This window comes from Porphyrobacter sp. ULC335, from assembly GCF_025917005.1.
Classification (GTDB): domain Bacteria; phylum Pseudomonadota; class Alphaproteobacteria; order Sphingomonadales; family Sphingomonadaceae; genus Erythrobacter.
In genome coordinates this window covers 3,467,664-3,475,000 of the sequence record NZ_CP078091.1, presented here as the reverse complement: position 1 = coordinate 3,475,000, position 7,337 = coordinate 3,467,664, and the positions used below count along the sequence as shown (strand labels likewise).

The 7,337-nt window shown below is 65.2% G+C and carries 5 protein-coding genes (1 of these 5 only partly in view); 1 reads left to right on the top strand and 4 read right to left on the bottom strand.

Annotated elements, in window-relative coordinates; translation table 11 throughout:
* On the top strand, nt 1–1,024 hold the 3' portion of the coding sequence (locus tag KVF90_RS16650; protein WP_264392674.1) for a DUF4189 domain-containing protein. Its footprint begins 341 nt before the window's first position; 1,024 of the gene's 1,365 nt are visible here — the last part of the coding sequence; the start codon falls outside the window, past its left edge; the stop codon is at nt 1,022–1,024.
* Between the two features lie 28 nt (nt 1,025–1,052).
* Here the strand turns inward: KVF90_RS16650 and KVF90_RS16645 are convergent, their stop codons facing one another.
* From KVF90_RS16645 to KVF90_RS16630, 4 genes are all read right to left on the bottom strand, one after another.
* The gene (locus tag KVF90_RS16645) at nt 1,053–2,915 is read right to left on the bottom strand and encodes a methyl-accepting chemotaxis protein (RefSeq protein WP_264392673.1); all 1,863 of its coding nucleotides are present in this window, start codon (nt 2,913–2,915) and stop codon (nt 1,053–1,055) included.
* 86 nt (nt 2,916–3,001) lie between these two features.
* Nucleotides 3,002–4,807, bottom strand: a complete 1,806-nt coding sequence (locus KVF90_RS16640; protein WP_264392672.1) for a methyl-accepting chemotaxis protein — start codon at nt 4,805–4,807, stop codon at nt 3,002–3,004.
* Nucleotides 4,804–6,345, bottom strand: coding sequence for a putative bifunctional diguanylate cyclase/phosphodiesterase (locus KVF90_RS16635; protein ID WP_264392671.1), 1,542 nt, complete (start codon nt 6,343–6,345; stop codon nt 4,804–4,806). Before KVF90_RS16635 ends, KVF90_RS16640 begins: the two co-directional genes overlap by 4 nt.
* 113 nt (nt 6,346–6,458) lie before the next feature.
* Nucleotides 6,459–7,325, bottom strand: coding sequence for a CheR family methyltransferase (locus KVF90_RS16630; RefSeq protein ID WP_264392670.1), 867 nt, complete (start codon nt 7,323–7,325; stop codon nt 6,459–6,461).
* Nucleotides 7,326–7,337 lie beyond the last annotated feature (12 nt).

The window sequence follows — 7,337 nt, the reverse complement described above, 5'->3', positions numbered from 1 at the left end:
CCATCGCTCAGTAGAAGCAGCCAAGAACCGCGTCATGGATGCCTGTGCGGCTGCCATGGGCGAAGGCTGCATTTACTCAGAGGCGTGGACCGGCAACATCCTCATTGCCGTCGCAGTCGATGGCGGCGGAGGCGTGTGGCCCGAGGGCGCGGAAAGAAAGTCCGAAGCTGAAAAAGAAGCGCTCGACACCTGCAAAAAAATGGCTCGCGAATGGGGTTGCAAGATAGCCTTCAGCTTCAGAAACGTCCTCATCCCTGCGGGCGCTGATCAAAGCCACGATTATTCGGAGGACTACTTTCCGCAAGGTCCGGTGAAGCGCCGCAAATGGGCTCTGTTGGCCCAGCCTGATGGGGTTCCTTCCATGGCCTGGCAGCGCAAGACCTGGCTGCTCTCGGGCAGGGATAACTGGGCAGCTGCAAAGGAAGAAGTGGTCGCTCGTTGTCAAGCTGACACAGGAGCGAAGTGCAGCTTCGGCGTGGGTGTTGCTGATGGTGTTCTCATCCACTATGTGAACAGACGGGGACAGACTTCCTGGCTGAACGCGGCAGGTGCGGCGACGCCAGAGGCACGTGTGGCCGAATTCTGCACGCCTGACGAAATGCCTTGCCGCATATTGGCGCTTTACGATGCTGCAACACCCCGGCTTCAAGTCATATCAGAACCAGAGCCAACCCGCGGTTACATGTCGGTCGCATGGCCAACCAAGGCAGGCTGGCCGCGGCTCGCGATCGTGACGGGGCGGCCGACGCTCGCCGCAGCAAACGCGGATGCCATCAAGCTGTGCGAAAGCCAGAGCAAGCTGACGTGCGAGCTGTATCTCGACAACCCGGACAACCTGACCAGCATGTTTCTGGGCCTTTACGAGCTACCGGGAGACCAGCTTCACATTATCCGAGGGTACTCGATCGAGGATGTGAAGAAGAAGGCCGCCGAATCGTCCAAGAAGAACAATCTGACCTACACCAATCGCGCGCTCGTCGATCTGTACGAGCGCGGCGAAACGACACCGCTCTACAAGGATTGAGCCCGCTTCACCGCCACGCCGTCGCGGATCAGCCCATCCGCACGGTGCGCAGGAAGCCGCGTACCTGATCGCCGAGATGGGCAGCTTGCGACTCCAGTTCGTTGGCGCTCGACAGCACTTGCGAGGCGGCCGCGCCGGTCGAGAGCGACAATTGCCGCACGTCCTCGATATGGGCAGACACCTTCTCGGTCCCGCGCGCGGCGAGATCGATGCTTAGCGCCAGATCACGGCCGGCGACCGATTGCTGGTCGACAGCTGTCGCGATCGAGACGGCGGTGGATTCGAGATCCTTCACCTGCCCCGCAATCGCGCGGAGCGCCTTGACGCTCGCCCCGGTGGTGGACTGCATGGCGCGGATCTGGTCGGCGACCTTCTCGGTCGCGCGGGTGGTCTGCATCGCGAGTTCCTTGACCTCGCTGGCCACCACCGCGAAGCCGCGACCTGCCTCGCCGCCGCGCGCCGCTTCGATCGAAGCGTTGAGCGCGAGCAGGTTGGTGCGCTGGGCGATGGTCTGGATCAGTTCCACGATCTGGCCGACTTCATCAGCAGAGGCGGCAAGGGCAGAGATGGTATCGTCCGCTTCGCCCGTGGCGACGGTGGCGAGCCGCGCGAGTTCGCTCGACGAGGCCGCCTGACGGCTGATCTCGCTGATCGACAGCGCGAATTCGTCACTGGCGGCTGCTGCTGCGGTGGCGCCGGCGTTGGCCTCTTCCATCGATGCGGCCACTTCGCCGGTGCGGCGGCTGGCTTCTTCAGCGCTGGTCGCCATGCGCGAGGCTGTGGTGTGGAGCTGGCTGGACGCTGCCGCCACGCCGCTCACCACATCGCCGACGGTGCGTTCGAACTGGCGGGCCACATCATCGAGCAGTGCGGCGCGCTTTGCTTCGGCTTCAACCCGCTCGCGCTCACGATCCTGCTGGAGCTGCAATTCCTGCTCCGCGCGTTCCGAACGTTCGCGGGCGCGGTCCTCCATCCACTTGTTGGCACGTTTGAACAGTTCGAGCGCGCGGACCATCTGGCCCACCTCGTCCTTCCGGTCTGCGCCATCGATGTGGAAATGCCGGTCTCCGGCGGCGAGCTGGTTCATCGCCGCTGCGATCTCGACGATCTTGCGCGAGAAATCGCGCGACAGGTAGGTCACACCCAGCAGCAGCACGGCAGCGCCAACAATCGCCAGCGCGGCGAGGATCAGGATCATGTTGAAGAAGTAGCCGATGCCGGAGGCTTCCTGCTGCTCGCCGCGCGCCGCGATTGCGGCGGACAGCTTGGCGCTGGCAGCCATCACCGCGTTGCCCTGATCGGACACTTGCGCCGCAGCCGCATTGGCGTTCCCGCCGCCGCGCACCGTTTCGCTGGCGCGGTCAAAGGTGCTTTCGAACCGGGCGAGCTCCGCGCGAACCGTCTGCACCTGAGGTGCCAGTTCGGGCGCCTCCGTGGCGACAGCCGCTTCGATGGACGCCACCTGCGTCAGCAGCGCGCTTTCCCCGGCGCGTTGCTGTTCGCGCAGGGCGGGGCTGCGATCATAGAGCACGCGCACCGAGTGATAGCGCAATTCGCCCGCGGACGATTGCAGCTGCCCGGCGGCGACGAGGGTTTCCTGCACGCGGGCCGATGCGTTGTAGCGGTCCCACAGGTGGGTCAGGCCGAGGCCGATCACCAGGGTCATTAACAATCCGACGCCGAGGAAGGTGCCGAAAACCGCGTTGATCTTGCCCGACAGCGAAAGGTTGCGGAACCAGGTCAGGCGTTCGAGGAGCGTTGCGCTCGGTGCAGCGCCTGCGGCAGCAGCAGCACCGTCCAGTTCTTCAAGATCGAAGTCGGTTCTGAGGTCGCGCACGAATTCGGGAACAGCCTGTTCCTCGCGACGCTCCTGCAAGCTCATCATGTTCATGCCGCAATCCCCCGGGGTCTGGTTGCAAGCATTTATGAAGGAAAATCCTTTCCAAATGCTTGAGTCCGCGGAATTGCAGTGCGTTACTATCCGGCGCGAACCCGCGACAGGAAACCTTGAACTTGCGTGCGCAATGTGGAGGCCTGGGTTTCGAGACTGGTGGCGCTGGACAGCACCTGACTTGCCGCTGCGCCGGTCGAAAGCGAAAGCGCGCGCACTGTATCGACATGGCCTGCGACCTTCTCGGTCCCGCGTGCGGCCAGATCGATGCTGCGGGCCAGATCATGCCCGGCGACCGATTGCTGGTCGACCGCTGCCGCAATCGAGACCGAGGTGGTTTCCAGCTGCTCGATCTGCGCGGCGATGGTGCGCAGCGCGCTGACGCTGGCGCCGGTGGTCGATTGCATGGCGCGGATCTGTTCGGCGACCTTTTCGGTCGCGCGGCTGGTCTGGGTGGCGAGTTCCTTGACCTCGCTGGCGACCACGGCAAAACCGCGTCCGGCCTCGCCGCCGCGCGCGGCTTCGATCGAGGCGTTGAGCGCCAGCAGATTGGTGCGCTGGGCAATGGTCTGGATCAGTTCGACAATCTGGCCGACTTCCTGCGCCGAAGATGACAGCGCGCCGATGGTGCTGTCCGCCTGCCGCGCCGAAAGGCCTGCCTCGCGCGCCAGTTCTGCCGAGGAGGCGGCCTGGCGGCTGATCTCGCCGATCGACATGGCAAATTCGTCACTGGCCGCTGCCGCTGCTGTGGCGCCGAGATTGGCTTCCTGCATCGCGGATGCTGCTTCGCCGGTGCGGGCGCTGGCGTCCTCTGCGGTGGTGGCCATCAGCGTGGCGGTGGACTGCAACTGGCTGGACGCGGCAACCACGCCGGTCACGACTTCGCCCACGGTGCGTTCGAACTGGTCGGCAATGTTCTGGAGCACGCGTTCGCGTTCAAGCCGGGATTCCTCGCGCTGCACCTGCTCGCGTGCATGTTCGTCAAGCTCGGCCTTGGCGCGTTCGGCGCGTTCGCGGCTGAGGCGTTCAAGCCGCAGTCCGGCGCGGTGGAAGATTTCGGTGGCGCGCGCCATGTCGCCGATCTCGTCCTGCCGATCCTTGCCGCTGATGGTGACATCATGCTCGCCCGCAGCGATGCCGGTCATCTGCCGTGCCATTGCCGAGAGGGTCGCGCCCACGGTGCGATTGAAATAACGCTGTGCGAACAGGGTGATGAGCGTGAGGATCGTGGCCAGCGCAATCCACATCACCAGCAGGCGCGAGATCAACGCTGCGCCGTTGTCAGCCATGGCGTCGGCTTCATCGCCGAGCGTTGCGGTCATGCCTTGCGCGTTTTCCAGCAGAGCGCTTCCGGTGCCGGCGATGCCTGATGCCTGACGGTGGCGGGTGGCGGTGTCCGCAGTGTCAGGGTCGAAGGCGCTGACCTGACGGGCGAGATCATCAATGCCGGTGCGGATCAGGGCCACGCGCTCCTGCGCGGCGATGCCGCCGGCCGCAGCGCTATCGGAGAGTGCGGCAGCGCTGGCCGCTGCGCGATCGAGCGCTTCACGCGCCGCGCGGGCGCGGGCCACATCGCCATCGGCAACGAGCATTTCGGCGTGCCGCTGGCCTTCGCTCAGCTGTACGAGCATCCGTTCGGCCTTGAGCGCAGCCTCGTGCGTGGTGCGGATCCGTTCGGCCCGCTGGCCCAGCTCGATATAGCCGCCGACCACGAACAGTCCGGCAAGCAAGGCAAAGGCAAGGTTGCCACTGAAGAACAGCGTGATCTTGCCGCCGACCGACAGCGATGCAAACCACTGCTGCGCACGGGCGAAGCGGGTGGCGGGCAAAGCCGCCTCATGTCCGGCCGTTTCGGCTTCGACGTCGAGGGCAATATCCTGAAGCGCGCTCATGCCGCCTGTTCGTCCTTGCTCTCGGGCCCTGCGGCCTGTGCGTCCAAAAGACCCTGTGCGGCGATCAACTTGTCGATGTCGGCTGCGGGAAGGGCGCGGTAGTAGAGCCAGCCCTGGATCTGGTCACACCCGGCAAGGCGCACCAGTTCGGCCTGCTCCTCGGTCTCGACCCCTTCGGCGGTGACGCCCATGTCGAGCGCGCGGGCCAGCGCAATCGAGGACAGCATCATCGCGCGGCTGCCGTCATCAACGCCGGCGAGTTCGACGAGGCTGCGGTCGAGCTTGAGCTTTTCGAAGCGGAAGCGCCGCAGGAACCCGATCGATGCATAGCCGGTGCCGAAATCGTCCAGCGCGATACGCACGCCGAAGCTGCGGATCACCGCGAGCGTGCGTTCAGCCACCACCGGATCGAGCACCAGGCAGGTCTCGGTCACTTCGAGTTCCAGCCGGTGCGGCGGGAAGCCGGTTTCCTCCAGCACCTCGCCCAGCTTGATCGGGAATTCGGCGTTGCGCAGCTGTGCGGCGGAAATGTTGACGGAAAGCGTGATGTCACCCCAGCGCAGCGCATCGCACACCGCCTGACGCAGCACCCATAGCCCGAGCGGATTGATCAGGCCCGAATCCTCGGCCACCGGGATAAAGATATTGGGGCCGAGCGCCGGGCGGTCGCCGCGATCCCAGCGCAGCAGCGCCTCGACCGCAACGATGCGCTTGTCGTCGGCGTTCACCAGCGGCTGATAGGCGAGGTGGAATTCGCCCGCGGCGATGCCGGTGCGGATTTCGTCCTCGATCTCGCGCACACGCTCGCGGCGGCGATCAAAGCTTTCGTTGAACCAGGTGCAGCGCATCTTGCCGCCGCGCTTCGACATGTCCATCGCCACATCGGACCGGCGCAGCATCTCGGACGAAGGGACGCGCAGATCGGCGGTCGAGCGGGTGAGGCCGATGCTGGCACCGACTGCGATGTGCCGGTGATCGAGCGTCAGCGGCGTGCCGAGCCGTTCGAGCAGCGTGCGGCACATGCCTTCGAGGATCGTGCCTGACACCTTGCCCGACATGACAGCGGCAAATTCATCGCCGCCCAGACGGTAGCAGCGCGCCTCGGCCCCGCAGACTTCGCGGATCAGCTGCGCGCAGCGTTCGATCAACTGGTCGCCGACCGCGTGACCATAGTGGTCGTTAACCTGCTTGAAGCTGTCGAGATCGATCATCGCCAGCGCCACTTCGTCCTCGCCGCGCGAGAAGGCCTGAATGTCCTCGTGCAGCGCGTGGCGATTGGGCAGCCGGGTGAGCGGATCGGTGTTGGCGCGTTCCTCGAGCCCGCGAACGCTGGCGATCCCGCTGCGGCCCAGGAAGAACAGCGTGGCGGCGTAGACAAGAATCGCCGAAATCAGCAACCCGCTCTTCGATCCGAACGCCCAGTGATCGGAGAAGCCCACCGCCAGAGCCAGCGCTCCGCTCATCACGCTGACCACCCCGAGGGGGATAAGCACCAGCCCGACCGAGGTCAGGTGCAGAGGTGGCTTGGCGGTGATCACGATCAGGCTTCCCGATAGGCGCGCAAATGTCGCGCTGTGGTCAGATCGTCCTAAAGAGGAGCGGCTAAGGAAGGGTAAAGCATAAGCCCCGCGCCGCCCGCGAGACGCGCATTTTACGCGATTTTCCGGAGGACCGGCGCGTGGGGCATGGTGACCGGCTCGAAAAAGCTCGCGCGGCGCGATGTCGGCACGAAGCGGTCGGTCTGGCCGATCACGGTCTCGCCCGCGCCGAGCATCAGGAAGCCATCGGGCATGACAGCCCCGGACAGGCGGGCAAAGGCGTTGCTGCGGGTCTGGCGGTCAAAGTAGAGCAGCACGTTGCGGCACAATACCAGATCAAACGGGATGCGTCCGGGATGGGCCGAGCCGAGCAGGTTGTGCTGGCTGAAGCGCACCATGCGGCGCACGTCATCACGCACCTGCCAGCCGCGCGCGGTCTCTTCGAAATGGCGCAGCATCTGGGTGACGCCGAGCCCGCGCTGCACCTCGAACTGGCTGTAGGTGCCGCTGCGCGCCGCGTTGATCGCGCGATGCGAGACATCGGTGCCGAGAATGTCGATCGTCCAGCCCTGCCAGCGTTCGGCCTGTTCGGCGAACAGCATGGCGAGCGAATAGACCTCCTGCCCCGTGGAGCAGCCCGCCGACCAGATCGACAAGCGGCGCACATCGCGGCGGCGCTGCGCGAGTTCGGGAAGGATTTCGCCGGGAAGCTGGTCGAAGGTCGGCTTGTCGCGGAAGAAATAGGTCTCGTTGTTGAGCAGCGCCTCGACCACTTCCTGCGACAGATCAGGGCCTTCCGGTCCACCCGGAGGCGCGGCGAGCAGGCACACGAGCTGGTCGACATTGCTGATGCCGTGCGCACGGAAAATGCCCGCCAGCGCCGAATTGACGCGCCAGCGGCGGCTTTCGGTCAGGTGCTGGCCGGTCCGTGCTTCAAGCAGATCGGCGATGATCTGGTGGGAGGCTTCGCTCGCTTCCATCGGTCCCGGGCC

Bases quoted from the DNA above. Each gene is read 5' to 3' on its own strand.
- KVF90_RS16645 (WP_264392673.1), bottom strand. From the start codon at position 2,915: ATGAACATGATGAGCTTGCAGGAGCGTCGCGAGGAACAGGCTGTTCCC.
- KVF90_RS16640 (WP_264392672.1), bottom strand. From the start codon at position 4,807: ATGAGCGCGCTTCAGGATATTGCCCTCGACGTCGAAGCCGAAACGGCC.
- KVF90_RS16630 (WP_264392670.1), bottom strand. From the start codon at position 7,325: ATGGAAGCGAGCGAAGCCTCCCACCAGATCATCGCCGATCTGCTTGAA.